This window comes from Devosia sp. (genome assembly GCF_041917035.1).
Taxonomy (GTDB): Bacteria; Pseudomonadota; Alphaproteobacteria; order Rhizobiales; family Devosiaceae; genus Devosia_A.
Window position 1 is genome coordinate 1 of record NZ_JAYRYM010000082.1, and the last position, 14,586, is coordinate 14,586.

16 protein-coding genes are annotated in these 14,586 nt (G+C 66.1%); 5 read left to right on the forward strand and 11 right to left on the reverse strand.

What is annotated here, in order from left to right:
* On the forward strand, positions 1–1,572 hold a 1,572-nt coding region (locus ACE3TU_RS10450), incomplete at its 5' end, for a DNA gyrase subunit A (protein WP_374623718.1).
* Between the two features lie 139 nt (positions 1,573–1,711).
* Here the strand turns inward: ACE3TU_RS10450 and ACE3TU_RS10455 are convergent.
* The 3 genes from ACE3TU_RS10455 to hemB all read right to left on the reverse strand — a co-directional run bounded on the left by ACE3TU_RS10455 (position 1,712) and on the right by hemB (position 4,183).
* Entirely contained in the window at positions 1,712–2,440 is a 729-nt protein-coding gene (locus tag ACE3TU_RS10455; RefSeq protein ID WP_374623720.1) for an arginyltransferase, read from the reverse strand.
* Positions 2,441–2,507: 67 nt separating this feature from the next.
* Positions 2,508–3,002, reverse strand: coding sequence for an RDD family protein (locus ACE3TU_RS10460; protein WP_374623722.1), 495 nt, complete (start codon positions 3,000–3,002; stop codon positions 2,508–2,510).
* Positions 3,003–3,169: 167 nt separating this feature from the next.
* Positions 3,170–4,183: a porphobilinogen synthase gene (gene hemB / locus ACE3TU_RS10465; protein ID WP_374623725.1), complete on the reverse strand. Its 1,014-nt coding sequence runs from the start codon at positions 4,181–4,183 to the stop codon at positions 3,170–3,172.
* Positions 4,184–4,303: 120 nt separating this feature from the next.
* On the opposite strand from hemB, the gene ACE3TU_RS10470 reads away from it, so the two are divergent.
* The 4 genes from ACE3TU_RS10470 to ACE3TU_RS10485 all read left to right on the forward strand — a co-directional run bounded on the left by ACE3TU_RS10470 (position 4,304) and on the right by ACE3TU_RS10485 (position 7,189).
* Positions 4,304–4,687: a hypothetical protein gene (locus ACE3TU_RS10470; RefSeq protein ID WP_374623728.1), complete on the forward strand. Its 384-nt coding sequence runs from the start codon at positions 4,304–4,306 to the stop codon at positions 4,685–4,687.
* Positions 4,688–4,915: 228 nt separating this feature from the next.
* Positions 4,916–5,425 carry a transcriptional regulator LdtR gene (ldtR, locus tag ACE3TU_RS10475; protein ID WP_374623731.1) on the forward strand — a complete coding sequence of 170 codons (510 nt, stop codon included), beginning with the start codon at positions 4,916–4,918 and terminating at the stop codon, positions 5,423–5,425.
* Positions 5,426–5,679: 254 nt separating this feature from the next.
* Positions 5,680–6,945 (forward strand): murein L,D-transpeptidase, encoded by a 1,266-nt coding sequence (locus tag ACE3TU_RS10480; protein ID WP_374623734.1) that lies wholly within the window; start codon positions 5,680–5,682, stop codon positions 6,943–6,945.
* Between the two features lie 4 nt (positions 6,946–6,949).
* Positions 6,950–7,189, forward strand: coding sequence for a hypothetical protein (locus tag ACE3TU_RS10485; protein WP_374623736.1), 240 nt, complete (start codon positions 6,950–6,952; stop codon positions 7,187–7,189).
* Here the strand turns inward: ACE3TU_RS10485 and recO are convergent.
* The 8 genes from recO to rpoZ form a co-directional block, all read right to left on the reverse strand.
* Positions 7,180–7,899 (reverse strand): DNA repair protein RecO, encoded by a 720-nt coding sequence (recO, locus tag ACE3TU_RS10490; RefSeq protein WP_374623739.1) that lies wholly within the window; start codon positions 7,897–7,899, stop codon positions 7,180–7,182. The genes ACE3TU_RS10485 and recO overlap by 10 nt on opposite strands.
* A gap of 90 nt (positions 7,900–7,989) precedes the next feature.
* Complete coding sequence (era, locus tag ACE3TU_RS10495) at positions 7,990–8,931, reverse strand: GTPase Era (RefSeq protein WP_374623742.1); 942 nt, start codon at positions 8,929–8,931, stop codon at positions 7,990–7,992.
* A complete protein-coding gene (gene rnc / locus ACE3TU_RS10500) occupies positions 8,928–9,629 on the reverse strand; it encodes a ribonuclease III (protein WP_374623745.1) in 702 nt (233 codons plus the stop codon). The genes era and rnc overlap by 4 nt, the downstream gene beginning before the upstream one ends.
* Positions 9,626–10,417 carry a signal peptidase I gene (lepB, locus tag ACE3TU_RS10505; protein WP_374623748.1) on the reverse strand — a complete coding sequence of 264 codons (792 nt, stop codon included), beginning with the start codon at positions 10,415–10,417 and terminating at the stop codon, positions 9,626–9,628. The genes rnc and lepB overlap by 4 nt, the downstream gene beginning before the upstream one ends.
* A 31-nt stretch (positions 10,418–10,448) precedes the next feature.
* Positions 10,449–10,868, reverse strand: coding sequence for a holo-ACP synthase (gene acpS / locus ACE3TU_RS10510; RefSeq protein ID WP_374623751.1), 420 nt, complete (start codon positions 10,866–10,868; stop codon positions 10,449–10,451).
* Between the two features lie 163 nt (positions 10,869–11,031).
* Positions 11,032–11,616, reverse strand: coding sequence for an orotate phosphoribosyltransferase (gene pyrE / locus ACE3TU_RS10515; protein WP_374623754.1), 585 nt, complete (start codon positions 11,614–11,616; stop codon positions 11,032–11,034).
* Complete coding sequence (locus ACE3TU_RS10520; protein ID WP_374623757.1) at positions 11,613–13,886, reverse strand: bifunctional (p)ppGpp synthetase/guanosine-3',5'-bis(diphosphate) 3'-pyrophosphohydrolase; 2,274 nt, start codon at positions 13,884–13,886, stop codon at positions 11,613–11,615. The genes pyrE and ACE3TU_RS10520 overlap by 4 nt, the downstream gene beginning before the upstream one ends.
* A 148-nt stretch (positions 13,887–14,034) precedes the next feature.
* A complete protein-coding gene (rpoZ, locus tag ACE3TU_RS10525) occupies positions 14,035–14,403 on the reverse strand; it encodes a DNA-directed RNA polymerase subunit omega (RefSeq protein ID WP_374623760.1) in 369 nt (122 codons plus the stop codon).
* Positions 14,404–14,586: the final 183 nt, after the last annotated feature.

The window sequence follows — 14,586 nt, forward strand, 5'->3', positions numbered from 1 at the left end:
GGCATCCTGGTCGAGCCAAAGGGGTCGATCCTCTCGGCCTACGAAACCGGTCGCGGGTCGTTCCGGCTGCGGGCGCGCTGGGCGCGGGAGGACAAGGGACGGGGCGTCTACCAGATCGTCGTCACCGAGATCCCCTACGGGGTGCAGAAATCCAAGCTGGTCGAGAAGATCGCCGAGCTGCTGCTGGCCAAGAAGCTGCCGCTGCTCAAGGACATCCGCGACGAGAGCGCCGACGATATCCGCCTGGTGATCGAACCGCGCGCCGGCACGGTCGACCCTGCGATCCTGATGGAGCAGCTGTTCAAGCTCACCGACCTTGAGCAGCGCATCCCGCTCAACATGAACGTCCTCGACCGGGGCATCATCCCCCGAGTCATGAGCCTCAAGGAGGCAATCGCCGCCTGGCTCGAGCACAGGAAGGACGTGCTGGTGCGGCGCACCCGGAACCGGCTGGGCGAGATCGCCCGGCGGCTCGAGGTGCTGGACGGCTACATCGTCGCCTACCTCAACCTCGACGAGGTGATCCGGATCATCCGCGAGGAGGACGACGCCAAGGCATCGCTGATCGCGACGTTCAACCTGACCGACGTGCAGGCGGAAGCCATCCTCAACATGCGGCTGCGCTCGCTGAGGAAGCTCGAGGAGATCGAGCTGAGGACCGAGCACAAGTCGCTGAGCGAAGAAAAGACGCACCTCGAAGCGCTGCTCGCCTCGGAACGCAAGCAATGGGGCGAGATCGCCCGGCAGATCGGCGAGCTGAAGAAGGACTACGGACCTGACACCCCGCTCGGGAAGCGGCGCACCAGCTTTGCGGAGGCCTCGGACGTCGACCTCGAGGAGGTGGCGACGGCGATGATCGAGCGCGAGCCGATCACCGTGATCCTCTCCGAAAAGGGCTGGATCCGCGCGGTCAAGGGCCATACCGGCGAAGTGGACGAGAAGGGCTTCAAGACCGGCGACCGGCTGAAGCTGATGGTGCATGCGCAGACCACCGACAAGCTGCTGCTGCTGACCACCGGGGGCAAGGTCTACACACTCTTCGGCGACAGGCTGCCGGGCGGACGCAGCCAGGGCGAGCCGGTGCGGCTGATGGTCGATATCGAGGAAGGGCAGGATATCGTCGAACTGTTCGTCCACCGGCCCGGCCGCAAGCGGGTGGTCGCCTCCCGCAAGGGCGACGGCTTCATCGTTGCCGAGGACGAACTGATCGCCAATACCCGCAAGGGCAAGCAGGTGCTCAACGTCTCCGGCGCCGAGGAGGCACGGCTGATCGTGCCGGTCGAAGGCGACATGGTGGCGGTGGTGGGCGAGAACCGGAAACTCCTCGTATTTGCACTGGACCAGTTGCCGGAGATGGGCCGCGGCAAGGGCGTGCGGCTGCAGAAGTACAAGGATGGCGGGCTATCCGACCTCAAGACCTTCGCGGCGTCGGCGGGGCTCACCTGGACGGATTCGTCGGGACGGACCTACTCGAAGTCGATGGCAGACCTCGGCGAATGGGTGGCCGAACGCGCTACGGCCGGCCGGCAGCCGCCGACGGGGTTTCCGCGGAACAACAAGTTCACGGGCTGACGCTCACCACGGCGCCGTGGCATGCCGGCGAAGGCCGGCATCCATCGTGGGGCCTCTCCACTGTCACGGCGAGCGGAAGCATCTCAGGCTGGACCCCGGCCTTCGCCGGGGTGACACGGTGGATGGGGACCGTCCTGCCCTACTCCAGCCGGCGCCAGCCGAGGGGGCCGCGCTGGACTTCCAGCGGCTTGAAGCGGCCCTTGTAGGCCATCTTGGGGGAGTCCTTCACCCAGTAGCCGAGGTAGACGTAGGTGAGACCGGCGAGCTTGACCTGCTCGATGTGGTCGAGGATCAGGTGGTTGCCGAGCCCGCGCCGGTCGAGATCGGGATCGTAGAAGCTGTAGACCATCGACAGCCCGTCCGGCATCACATCGGTCAGCGCCACGGCGACCAATGGCCGGCCCGGGACGGAGGCCAGCCGGTACTCGACGAGGACGGTCTGCACCGGCGTATCCTCGACCATGTATTCGTAGTCGACGAAGCTCATCTGGGTCATGCCACCGCCGGCATGACGGGCCTCGAGATAGCGCTTGAACAGCGCGAACTGCTCGGCCGTGGCGCGCGGCTGGCAGACTTCGACCACCACGTCGGCATTGGCCCTGGCGATGCGGCGGTAGCGGGCCGAAGCGACGAATTCCTGCGCCACGATGCGCACGGACTGGCAGGCGGCGCAGCCATCGCAGGCCGGGCGGTAGATGAGGTTCTGGCTGCGGCGGAAGCCGTTGTCGGACAGCAGGTGGTGCAGGTTGGTGGCGCGGCGGCCGGTCAGGTGAGTGAAGAGCTTGCGCTCCTGACGACCCGGCAGATACGGACACGGCATGGCGGCCGTGAGGAAGAGCTGGGTGTTCTCCGGAGTCTGGTCGGTCATCGCGGGCCTGTCTTCGACCCAGGCAGTCTAGACGCGCGATTCGCTCCCGACAATGGCGATCAGCGCGTCACGATGGCGAGGCGTCACCCAGCGTCCGCCAATGCTGCTCCATCGGCGAGCGGCGCAGCATCAGCGTGCCGACGATCAGGTCGTGCAGCATCTGTCGCCGCGGCGTGAACAGGGCGAACAGGATCGAAAACGGCCAGCTGATCCACACCGTCAGCCAGAAGAGCAGCGGGTGGACGAGGATCATCCAGCCATCGAGCGGCCGGCCCCGCGCCGGGGTAAGGACGATGTCCATGGCCCGCATGCCGACGGTGGCACGCATCGGCGAGCCGAGCGTGGCGGCGTAGTAGGCAAGGATGGCGACAGGCACGACCACAGGCAGGGCCAGCCAGCCGACGCCAAGCGTCACGATGCCGGCGATCAGCCCGACGATCATCACCCCGAGGGCGATCAGCACGATGATGGCGCAATCGACGACATAGGCCATGGCGCGCCGCAGCAGCACGCCGTCGAAAAGCTCCGGATTGCGCGCCGGATCGGGCAGAAACGCGGTCATCTCGTCCCCCATCGCAGTCTCGCGCAGTAGATGGGGACCCCGGGGGAGAGCGCAAGTGGGCGGGGGGAATATTGCGGCCGGCAGGCGAAGACGGGGATCCCCGCCTTTCGCGGCATGATGACCGAGGACGGGACGGAGGCAGCGGTTGGCGGCGCGTGCCGCGCGGGCTATCGGTTCAGCAGGCGGGCGGCCTCGAGGGCGAAATAGGTCAGCACCCCGTCGCAGCCGGCACGCTTGAAGGCCATGAGCCCCTCCATCATCGCCGCTTCGCCGTTGATGGCGCCGGCGTCGGCCGCAAAGCGCAGCATCGCGTACTCGCCACTGACCTGATAGGCGAAGAGCGGTATGTCGAACTCCTCACGGACGCGGCGGACGATGTCGAGGTAGGGCATGCCCGGCTTCACCATCACCATGTCGGCGCCTTCGGCGATGTCCTGCTCGACCTCGCGCATGGCCTCGTCGGCATTGGCGAAATCGAGCTGGTAGGTGCGCTTGTCGCCCTTGAGGCGGCTGCCGGACCCAACGGCCTCGCGGAACGGACCATAGTAGGCGGAGGCAAACTTGGCCGAGTAGGACATGATTGCCGTGTCGTCGAAGCCCTCGGCATCGAGCGCGTGGCGGATGGCCCCGACGCGGCCGTCCATCATGTCGGAGGGAGCGATGATATCGGCCCCTGCCCGGGTCTGGACCAGCGCCGACCTGACCATCGCCTCGACGGTCTCGTCGTTGAGAATGACGCCGTCGCGGACGAGGCCGTCCTGGCCGTCCGAAGAGTACTCATCGAGCGCCACGTCCGCGATGAGGCCGATCCCGGGGACGGCCGACTTGATGGCAGCGAGGGCGCGGCACATCAGGTTGTCGGGGTTGTAGGCCTCCGAGCCGTTCTCGTTGCGTAGGTGGTCGGGCGTGTTGGGAAACAGCGCGAGGGCCGGGATGCCTTCGGCAGCGGCGGCGCGGGCGGCCTCGACGGCGAGGTCGATGCTCAGCCGCTCGACGCCGGGCATGGTGCGGATGCCGGTGCGCTCGTTGCGCCCTTCGATGATGAACAGCGGCCAGATGAAATCGGCCGGCGTCAGCACCGTCTCGCGGACCAGGTCGCGCATCCAGCCGGTCCGGCGCAGCCGACGCTGGCGGCGGCCGTCGAGGAAGGACATGTCGTGCTTTTTCCAGGCGGCGGCCATCGGGGGACTCCCTGAGTCGTGTCGGCGACCATCTACCAGCGGCGGCCGCACGCCGCCAAGCCCGCGCTTGTCGCAGGACCTGCGGCGCGCTACACGGACGTCTCCCGGCAAGGACGGCCCATGGACTTCAAGAGCGAGCTCGCCGCACGGTTCCTGAGGATCGTAGCAATCATCGCGCTGCTGCTCGGCCTGGCCGACGCGGCACGGCTGCTGGGCGTGTCGGGGGGATCGACCAGCCCGATCACGACGCTCGGGCCGGCCGGGTTCACCTATCTGGCGGTGTTCTGCCTGGCCCGCCTGTTCGCGGCGGTGGGGCTGTGGATCAAGGCGAGCTGGGGCGCGGTGCTGCTGGGCGGCGCGACGCTGGTCGAACTGGCGCTCTACCTCATCGGCAACAAGGACATCCAGATCGACGCCATCGGGTTTGCGGTGCGGGTGGTGCTGGTGGCGAGCGTCACGACGCTGTTCGTGCTGAGCCTGAGGATGCGCCGCGCGCACGACTAGCACCGGGACCGTCGAGGGCTCCTGTCAGCGACCCCGAGACCGCGTAAACGCTCGATTCAGGTTACAATTTCCTGACCGGTGGTTACCTCTCGTAAAGCCAAATTCCTGAACTTTTTCCGTAAGATAGTTTTAAGTGTGCGACTTAAGGCCATCTTATTTGGCGGCCCGTAGGTTGGCCCCATGAGACGCGAAGACAATCGCGCAAGACGACAGGACAGTGAGGCAACTATGGCTACGAAATCCAACGCCGCGGAGGCGATGGTTCCGGCGGAAGCCCCAGGGCTGAAGCCGCTCTACCTCGAAGCGGTCAGCCGCGTGGAACGCCTGCACCGGCGTCTGCTCGACCTGATCAAGGACGAGTTCGACCGGATGGGCTGGGACGACATCAACCCGGTCCAGGCGCTGCTGATGTTCAACATCGGCGATGCCGAGATGACGGCCGGCGAGTTGCGCTCCCGCGGCTACTACCTGGGGTCCAACGTCTCTTACAACCTCAAGAAGCTGGTCGAGACCGGCTACATCTTCCAGGAACGCTCGCGCGCCGACCGGCGCTCGGTGCGGATCCGGCTGACGCCGAAGGGCGAGGAAGTGGCCGAGGTGATCGACGAACTCTACGACCGGCACCTCAAATCGATCGAGAAGGTCGGCGGCCTCAACGGCGAAGCCTTCGAGAGCCTCAACAAGGCGCTGGGCCGGCTGGAGCGCTTCTGGGTCGATCAGATCCTGTACAAGCTCTGATCCGTCGCCCGCATGTGGCGGATGGGCCACAAAGCTTGCAGCAAACGCCGGCCTTAAGCCGGCGTTTCTTATTTATGCCCAAAATCCCGGTATGAAATCGATCGATTGCAGGGAGGCTCCTCGGCCGCTGCAACCCCATGAGTGCGTGAGTCGGATCGACAGGCGGTTCACACCTGCGCGACGCGCTTTGGCGCTTACCGGGGCCGATGCTAAGAGGGCGAACGCTGCGAACGGCGTGACGTGCGGGTGACTTGATGCGGCTGAATCGACGCAGACTTCTGAGCTCCATCGCGGCCACGGGGGCCGGGCTCGCCCTGCCTGCCATCGCGCGGGCGGCCGAAGGCGACAATTTCTGGGACATCTTCAAGCGCGACAACGCGATGCGCAATGTCGACCAGAGCGGCAACACCGCGACGGCGCGCAGCCTCGTCGACACGATCGAGCCGGTGCTGAGCTACGACACCGCCTACAACCTGCAGCTCGCCATCCAGAACTACGAGGCATTCGTCGCCGCCAACGGCAGCTGGGACGAGCCGGTGCGGGAAACCTACGGGCTCAAGCTCGGTGAATCGCGGCGGGCCGCGGCCCTGCTGAAGCGCCGCCTGATGATCAACGGCGACATGCCGCTCGAAAAGCGCGTCAACGACGAGTTCGACGACAAGCTCGATGCCGCCGTGCGGCTGTTCCAGGCCCGCCACGGACTAGTGATCAACGGCATGGTCGACGAGGCGACGTTCTACGCGCTGGCCGTGCCGGCCGACTACCGGCTCAACCAGCTGCGGCTCAACGCGCAGCGCATCGAACAGTGGGCATCGGCGCTCAGCGACCGCTACATCGTGGTCAACATCCCGGCAGCGACGATCGAGGCGGTCGAGGCGAGCCAGGTGGTACAGCGGCACACGGCGGTGGTCGGCAAGGTCGACCGCGCCACCCCGATCCTCAACTCCAAGGTTCACCAGGTCAAGTTCAACCCCTACTGGACGGTGCCCAAGAGCATCATCGAGAAGGACCTGATCCGGTACATGAACGAGGACCCGGAGTACCTGACCAAGTTCAACATCCGCATCTTCGACGGCAAGGGGAACGAACTCCCCCCCACCGCCATCGACTGGTCGACCACCGACGCGGTCAAGTACACCTTCCGGCAGGACCCCGGCGGCGAAAACTCGATGGGGCACTGCAAGATCGACTTCTACAACCCCTACGACGTCTACATGCACGACACGCCGCAGAAGGCGCTGTTCGGCGAGAATGCCCGGTTCCACTCGTCGGGATGCGTGCGCTGCGAAGGCATCGACAGCCTCGCGGCCTGGCTGTTGCGCGACAATGGCGGCTGGGACCTGCCGACTGTGCAGGCGGCGTTTACCGGCGGACTGCGCGAGGACGTGCCGCTGACCGTGCAGGTGCCGATCCACACCACCTACATCACCGCCTGGGCCAATCGGCAGGGCACGGTGAGCTTCCGCGACGACGTCTACCAGTACGACGCGGCGGGCATCGTGAGCTTCGCGGACACCTGATGCGATGGCCGGGAGCGACGCCCACGGTCCGCCCGGTCGCGTGTTCTTCGAGTTCATTCCGCTCGGCCAGCAGATGCGGGTCGCGGCGATCGACGAGGCCACCAGCACCGAGGTGGTGGTGATCGCACCGCTGACGGCGTCGCGCCTGCAGATGCAGCAGCTGGCGCTGGCCAAGCTCAAACGGAAACTCGGGGCCGCGCCCGAGACCCCGCCGGGTGGCGCGCCGCCACCGCGCTACGCCTGAGGTGCCACCAGCGGGATCAGCGCGTCGCGGATCGGCGGGGGATCGAGGCGGCGCGGTATCCAGACATGCATGTCGAGGAAGTGGCCGGTGAGCGCGAAGGCGGCGGCGACGTCGCCGGGCCCCGGTTCGCCTCCGCCGACGAGGAAGGACGGCAGGGGCAGCAGCCGGTCGAGCCAGGGCTGCGCGGCGGCGCGGCTGACGGCACGCCCGGACCTGGGCGAAACATGCGTCAGGTCGTGCGTCGTGCCGGTCGCGGCGCAGCTGGTGAGATCGAGACCGAAGCCGAGTTCCTCGAGCAGCACGAGCTCGAAGCGGGCCAATACCGGGCCCAGGGCCCCGGGCGGCAGGGCTCCATCGAGGATGTCGAGGACGGTTGCGAGCAACCGGTCGTGCGGGTCGCGTTCCGGTAGCAGGCGCAGGTGCTCGCAGAGCAACTGGCTGGCATAGAGCTGGACCCGATCCTCCATCAGCCGGGCGGCGCGGGCAGACAGGAGCTCGAGCGCGAAGGTACCGAGATGATCCTCGAGGCGGGCCCGCCAGGTGACCTGCACGGAGTTTCCGGGCTGGAGTGTCGGCGCCATCCGGCCTGTCCGCCCGCCCCGCACCAGCCCCAGCTGCCGGCCACGGCCTGCCACCATCACGTCGGCGATGACGCTCGACTCCCCGTGCCGCCGCACGCCGATGATGAGACCCTCACCGGTCCACTGCATGGGGAGGCTCGATCGAGAACCAATCGCCGGCGCGAGACCCTCCCCCGCTGCGCAGGGGAGGAACACCACCAACGTATGCCCGAGACTCCCTCACTTCTGGTGGGGAAACTCCAGCCCCATCTCGCGGTAGCGCTCGGGATCGTCGCCCCATTTCTCGCGGACCTTGACGAAGAGGAACAGGTGGACGGGCACCTCGTACATCTGCATCAGTTCGGCGCGCGCTTCGGCGCCGATCGCCTTGATGGTCTGGCCGCCGGCGCCGAGGACGATCTTCTTGTGGGTGTCGCGGGTGACGTAGACCACCTGGTCGATCCGGTAGGAACCATCCTTGTTGATGGTGAACTTCTCGGTCTCGACGGTGGTGTTGTAGGGAATCTCGTCGTGGATCCTGAGGAACAGCTTTTCGCGCGTCACCTCGGCGGCGGTCAGAGCCAGCGTCAGGTCGGTGAGCTGATCCTCCGGGAAGTGCCAGGGGCCGAGCGGCAGGCGCGCCAGGCAGAAATCGAGGAAATCGCGCACGCCGTCGCCGGTGAGCGCGGAGATCATGAAGGTGCGCTCGAAACGAAGAGCGGCATTGAGGCGCTCCGACAGGGCCAGCAGCTTCTCGCGCGCAATGAGGTCGATCTTGTTCAGGACGAGGAGCCTGTCGCGCGGGACCTTCTCGAGCCCCGAAAGCAGGGCCTCGATTTCCGGCGTCAGACCGCGCTCGGCGTCGACGATGAGCGCCACCAGATCGGCATCGCCGGCCCCGCCCCAGGCCGCATCGACCATGGCCCGGTCGAGCCGGCGCTTCGGCGCGAAGATACCGGGTGTATCGATGAACACCACCTGCCCCGTGCCCTCGGTGACGACGCCACGAATCTGGGCGCGAGTGGTCTGCGCCTTGTGGGTGACGATCGACACCTTGGTGCCGACGAGGGAATTGAGCAGCGTCGACTTGCCGGCATTCGGGGCGCCGACCAGCGCGACGAAGCCGCAGCGGGTGTTCTCCGGCATGGGTGCCGGATCGTGGGAAATCTCGTTGTCTGTCATGAGATCCAGACCTTCTCGCGGATAAGGAAGGCCTCGGCCGCCTTGTGTTCGGCCAGCTTCTTGGAGGGCCCCGTGGCGGTCACCGGGGAGAAGCCGCCAAGCCGGATGGCGATGGTGAATTCGGGGGCGTGATCGGGGCCGGTGCGCTCCACCTCGGTGTAGCTGGGGGGCTCCAGCCCCCTTCCCTGGGCCCATTCCTGCAGCGTGGTCTTGGGGTCGGCACGCACATTGCCGGCGTGCCCGATATGGGCGCCGAACAGGCGCTCGATGACTTCGTAGGCCTGCCCCAGGCCGCCATCCAGATAGACCGCGCCCAGCACCGCCTCGGCGACGTCTCCCAAGATCGCGTCCTTGTTGGCACCGCCGGTCCGCGCCTCGCTTTCGCCCAGGTTGAGTTCGGAGCCGATGTCGAGTTCGCGGGCGATCGCCGCGCAGGTTTCCTTGCGCACCAGGGTATTGAGGGAACGCGACAGCTCGCCCTCGTTGGCCTTGGGGAAGCGACGGTAGATGAGATCGGCGACCACGAGCCCCAGCACGCGGTCGCCAAGGAACTCGAGCCGCTGGTAGGAGCGTTCGATGCGCTTGCCGGGCGAAACGGCGCTGGAGTGGGTCAAGGCGCGGTCAAGCAGGTCGGGATCGGCGAAGCGGTAGCCCAGCCGGGTCTCGAGCCGATCGTGGCGCTTCACCTTCCCACTCATGGAGCCGGAGTGCTGGTGTAGTTCTGATCGACGCCCTGGAACATGCGGTCCCAGCGGACATTGGCCGGCCACTGCCAGAGCTGCCACGGCGGCAGGTTGTTCTTGATCGAGAAGAAGCGGCCTTCGGCTTTGCCGACAAAGGCGTCGAACGGCACGTAGCCGACCTGGCGGAGCACGCGGCTGTCGGCGGAGCGATCGCGATTGTCGCCCATCATGAAGTAGTGACCAGCCGGAACAATGTATTCGGCCGTGTCGTCGAGCGGCTGGTCGTCGCTGATTTCCTGGATGGTATGGGTGACGCCATTGGGAAGCGTCTCGAGGTAGAGCGTCACCGGCACGGCGCTCATGCCGCTATCGGTGTCGGTGCCGCTGCCCACCTGCTCGCGCTCGACCATCGTACCGTTGATGTAGAGCCGGCCGGCCTTCATCTGGATGGTGTCGCCGGGCAGCCCGATGACGCGCTTGATGTAGTCCTCGTTGGTGATGTTGTGGAACACCGCGATATCGCCGCGATCGGGGGAATCGAACGACAGGAAGCGACCGCTGAACGGCAGCGGCAACGGGAACGAGTTCTTGCCGAAGCCCCAGGCCCACTTGTTGGCGACGAAGTAGTCGCCGATCATCATGGTCGACTGCATCGAGGCCGTCGGGATCGAGAACGGCTGGTAGAGGAAGGTGCGGAAGACGAGCGCGATGGCAAGCGCCTCGATAATGACGACGATCGTCTCGACCAGCTCGTTCTTCTTCTTGCCGGCTTTGGCCTCGGCCTTGGTCATGGTCTCGCTCATTGCTGCCTCTGCCCGCACGGGGCCAATGTGGTTACGGGAGCGCCGCGGGCTGGTCAACCGGCAGGGCCTCGATGATGACAAAGGCCTGGGCCATGCCACCGTCGTCGGTGATGGTGAGGTGGATATGAGGCTTCATGCCCTTGGGTACAAGCATCTCCAGCACCCGGGCCGCCCCATTGGTGAGTTTCATCGTCGGCTTGCCCGAGGGCAGGTTGACGACGCCCATGTCGCGCCAATAGACGCCGAAACTAAGGCCGGTGCCGAGCGCCTTGGCACAGGCCTCCTTGGCGGCGAAGCGCTTGGCGTAGGAGGCGGCGCGCTGTGCCCGCCGGTCGGATTTCTGCCGCTCGATCTCGGTGAAGCAGCGATGGGTGAAGCGCTCGCCGTAGCGGGCGAGGGTCTGCTCGACGCGCGAGATGTCGGTGAGGTCGTTGCCGATGCCGATGATCATGGGGTGTTGCTCCCCTTCCTTCTCCCCTTGAGGGAGAGGGTGGCGAGCGAAGCGAGCCGGATGAGGGGCCGGATATCGCCACTTCCCCTCACCCGCCCTTCGGGCACCCTCTCCCTCAAGGGGAGAGGGAAGGCGGCGGTGCAAGTGGCCGCATCGCATTGCCTCATGCCAGCCCCCGCGAGCCGGGCTTGACCGCGGGGATGGCAGCCAGTTCGGGTGGCAGGGCATCGGCGGGATAGGCGGGCACCTTGTAGCGCGCGAGCGCCACCAGCGGGACGCCGATATCGACCTCCCCGCCCGATCGGTCGATCAGGCACGCCGCCGCCACCACATCGGCGCCGAGCTTGCGGATCGCCTCGATGCACTCGCGGATCGACAGGCCGGTGCTGACGATGTCCTCGACGACGATGACCTTCTCGCCGGGGGCCAGCTCGAAGCCGCGGCGCAGCTCGAAGACGCCGTTGACACGCTCGGTATAGATTGCCGGCACGCCCAGGTGCCGGGCCGTCTCGTAGCCCGGGATGATGCCGCCGACGGCGGGCGAGACGATCTGGCTGACGCCGCCGTAGCCTTCGGCGCGGATCTTCTCGGCCAGCGCCCGACAGAGCTTCTCGGCCTTGTCGGGGTGCATGAAAACGCGCGCCTTCTGCAGGAAGACCGGCGACCGCAGGCCCGACGAGAGGATGAAGTGTCCCTGCAGCAGAGCGCCGCTTTCGCGGAAGAGCTGCAATACCTGTTCGGTCGTCACGCCGTCTCCTTGAGCTTGACGGGTGCGGTCCACTCGAGCCGCCACACATCGCGTGCCTCGCTGACGCTGCCACGCTGCACCGCGGTCACCCCGGCCGTCAGCTTCAGCGAATTGAGCACGTCGGTGAGCTGCCCCAGGTCCCGCACCTCGATCTGGAAGATGAACTTGTGGAAGTCGGGCGACTCCATCCGCATCACCAGATTATGGATGTTGGCCTCGCAGGCGGCAATCACCGAGGAGATCTGGGCGAGCGAACCGGGCTTGTTCTGCGCCTGCATGGAGATGACGCACTGGTGCAGCATGTCCTCGCGACCGACGATATCCCAGCGCACGTCGATCCAGGCGACGTCGCTGTCGTAGAGCTCGGACAGGGCCTCGGAGTGGATCGGATAGATGGTGATGCCGGTGCCGGGCTGCATGATGCCAACCATGCGGTCGCCCGGTACGACACCCTCCGGGGAAACGGTGACCACGGTGTTGAAGCTGAGTTCGTTGAGGGCGGCCTTGGCCTCCGGGCCCGAACGCGGATTGCCGGGGACGCGGAAGCGGAAGAGCACGGTCGACTTGAGCGCGAACCAGCCCTCGGCCTTGTCGGGGGCCGGCATGTCGACCTTCTTGCGGCGGCGCTTGACACCCTTGACGTCGAGCAAGTGGGTATCAAGGTCGTCCGCGGGGACCTTGCCCTCACCGAGCGCGATCAGCAGCTCGCGACGTCCGGGGTGGCCCAGGGCCTCGGCCAGCTGCTTGAACTCGGCCTCATCGAGGCTGGTCGCCTCGCGCTCGAGCAGGGTCGCAACGAGGTGCTCGCCCAGCGCAAACGCCCGTTGCTGAGCGGCCTGCCGGACGGCCCGGCGAATGGCCGCGCGGGCCTTGCCGGTGGCAGCGATGGTTTCCCAGTTGCTGGGCGGCAGGTGGTTCTGGTCGCGGATGATCTCGACCTCGTCGCCGGAGCGCAGTTGCGTGACGAGGGGAACGATCTGTCCGTTGATCTTGGCCCCGACGCAGGTATCGCCGATTTCGGTGTGGAGCGCGTAGCCGAAATCGATCGGGGTTGCTCCGCGCGGCAGGGCGATCAGACGGCCGCGAGGGGTGAAGCAGAAGACCTGATCCTGGAACAGCTCGAGCTTGGTGTATTCGAGGAAGTCCTCGGTGCTCGAACCGGCGGTGAGATGCCCGATGGTCTGGCGCAGCCAGGCGAAGGCCTTCGACTCGTTCTCTATCTTGTGGATGTCGGTGGCGCCCTCCTTGTAGAGGGCATGTGCCGCGATGCCGAACTCGGCAATGCGGTGCATCTCCTCGGTGCGGATCTGCAGCTCGGCACGCTGGCGTCCGACGCCGACGATGGTGGTGTGGATCGAGCGGTAGTCGTTGTGCTTGGGAACCGAGATGTAGTCCTTGAAGCGACCCGGCACGACCTTCCAGTTGGTGTGCACGATGCCGAGCGCCCGGTAGCAGTCGGCAACGCTCGATACGATCAGGCGGAAGCCGATCATGTCGGAGAGCTGCTCGAGGGCGATCTGCTTGCGTTCGATCTTGGAGAAGATCGACCACGGCGACTTCACCCGGGCACTGACCCTCGCCTCGATCCCCTGCTCCTTGAGCTTTTCGGCGAGTTCGGACTTGATGGTCTTGATGGTATCGGCGAAGTCCGACTTCATGGCCTCGAGCCGGTCGGTGATCGCCTGGTAGTGATCGGGCTGCAGCACCTTGAAGGCGAGATCCTCGAGCTCCTGGCGCATGTCCTGCATGCCCATGCGGCCGGCGAGCGGAGCGTAGATGTCCATGGTCTCGGCGGCGATGCGCTTCTGCTTGGCCGGAGCCATGAAGTGCAGCGTGCGCATGTTGTGCAGGCGGTCGGCGAGCTTGACCAGCAGCACGCGGACGTCGGCGGAAATGGCGAGCAGGAGCTTCCTGAGGTTCTCGGCCTGCGCTTCCTCGCGCGTCACCAGCTGCAGCCGCTCGATCTTGGTCAGCCCGTCGACGATCGAGCCGATTTCCGGGCCGAACAGCTGATCGATCTCGGCGCGGGTGGCGTCGGTATCCTCGATGGTATCGTGCAGGAGCGCCACGGCGATCGAGGCGTCGTCCAGCTTCAGGTCGGTCAGAATGGCCGCCACTTCGAGCGGATGCGCGAAATACGGGTCGCCTGACGCGCGCTTCTGGGTGCCGTGCTTCTGCATGGCATAGACGTAGGCCTTGTTCAGCAGCGCCTCGTCGGCGTGCGGATTGTAGGCCAGAACCCGTTCGACGAGCTCGTACTGACGCATCATCGGTTCGCCGCACTCCTACGCGGCACGCCTGCCCGGTCCGGGCAAACAAAAAAGGCGCCGAGCAAGCGGCCCGACGCCTTTGTGACTATATGCCAGATCAGCGCCTGTGCAACGCGGCCGCAGGCTCAGCGCCGCAGTCGCTGCGAGCTCAGTCGTCCCGACGCTCCGGCGGCGCGAGCGACTCGATGCCGCGCAGCAGTTCGTCCTCGCTGATGGTGTCGAAGGTGTCGCTGTCCTCGTCGGCATTGGCGTCGAGCAACGGGGCGGCGTGCTTCTCGGGCTCGTCGACCTCGACATATTTCTGCAGCGAGTGGATCAGGTCCTCGTGCAGGTCCTCGGGGGAGATGGTGCCGTCGCCGATCTCGCGCAGGGCCACGACCGGGTTCTTGTCATTGTCACGGTCGACGGTGATGGCGGAACCGGCCGAAATCATGCGGGCGCGATGCGCAGCCATCAGCACGAGATCGAATCGGTTGTCCACCTTCTCAATGCAGTCCTCGACTGTGACGCGGGCCACGGACGTCTCCAAAATGTGTGGAAATCAAGCGGTTCTCATACAGGAGGCACGGCGCGCGCACAAGGCCTTCTCCGCGCCGACCTCCCACAGTTGTTTGAAGTCCCGGCGGGAGAGGATTTCCCCATGCGGATCATGGTCTTGCGCTTGCCTTCCATAATTGGACCGCGGCGGTCATGTTATATT

Bases quoted from the DNA above. Each gene is read 5' to 3' on its own strand.
- ACE3TU_RS10480 (WP_374623734.1), top strand. From the start codon at position 5,680: ATGCGGCTGAATCGACGCAGACTTCTGAGCTCCATCGCGGCCACGGGG.
- era (WP_374623742.1), bottom strand. From the start codon at position 8,931: ATGACAGACAACGAGATTTCCCACGATCCGGCACCCATGCCGGAGAAC.
- ACE3TU_RS10460 (WP_374623722.1), bottom strand. From the start codon at position 3,002: ATGACCGCGTTTCTGCCCGATCCGGCGCGCAATCCGGAGCTTTTCGAC.
- ACE3TU_RS10485 (WP_374623736.1), top strand. From the start codon at position 6,950: ATGGCCGGGAGCGACGCCCACGGTCCGCCCGGTCGCGTGTTCTTCGAG.
- hemB (WP_374623725.1), bottom strand. From the start codon at position 4,183: ATGGCCGCCGCCTGGAAAAAGCACGACATGTCCTTCCTCGACGGCCGC.
- ACE3TU_RS10455 (WP_374623720.1), bottom strand. From the start codon at position 2,440: ATGACCGACCAGACTCCGGAGAACACCCAGCTCTTCCTCACGGCCGCC.
- lepB (WP_374623748.1), bottom strand. From the start codon at position 10,417: ATGAGCGAGACCATGACCAAGGCCGAGGCCAAAGCCGGCAAGAAGAAG.
- ACE3TU_RS10470 (WP_374623728.1), top strand. From the start codon at position 4,304: ATGGACTTCAAGAGCGAGCTCGCCGCACGGTTCCTGAGGATCGTAGCA.
- acpS (WP_374623751.1), bottom strand. From the start codon at position 10,868: ATGATCATCGGCATCGGCAACGACCTCACCGACATCTCGCGCGTCGAG.
- rnc (WP_374623745.1), bottom strand. From the start codon at position 9,629: ATGAGTGGGAAGGTGAAGCGCCACGATCGGCTCGAGACCCGGCTGGGC.
- ACE3TU_RS10520 (WP_374623757.1), bottom strand. From the start codon at position 13,886: ATGATGCGTCAGTACGAGCTCGTCGAACGGGTTCTGGCCTACAATCCG.
- recO (WP_374623739.1), bottom strand. From the start codon at position 7,899: ATGCAGTGGACCGGTGAGGGTCTCATCATCGGCGTGCGGCGGCACGGG.
- ldtR (WP_374623731.1), top strand. From the start codon at position 4,916: ATGGCTACGAAATCCAACGCCGCGGAGGCGATGGTTCCGGCGGAAGCC.